A 255-nucleotide genomic window follows, 5' to 3' on the forward strand; every position below is an offset into this window, starting at 1 on the left:
GATGCCTAGGCGCTAGGAGCCGATGAAGGACGTGGCGAACAACGATACTGCCTCGGGGAGCTGTAAGCAAGCTTTGATCCGGGGATGTCCGAATGGGGAAACCCGGCTGATGTAATAGTCAGTCGCTTGCATCTGAATACATAGGATGTGAAGAGGCATACCAGGGGAACTGAAACATCTAAGTACCCTGAGGAAGAGAAAACAATAGTGATTCCGTCAGTAGCGGCGAGCGAACGCGGATTAGCCTAAACCGGT

Annotated in this window: 1 rRNA gene; it reads left to right on the forward strand. The window is 52.2% G+C overall.

The features are described from left to right. Positions 1-255 (forward strand): 23S ribosomal RNA (locus tag KI367_RS26920); the annotation flags it as partial.

The organism is Paenibacillus cookii, from assembly GCF_018333375.1.
GTDB lineage: Bacteria > Bacillota > Bacilli > Paenibacillales > Paenibacillaceae > Paenibacillus_AQ > Paenibacillus_AQ cookii.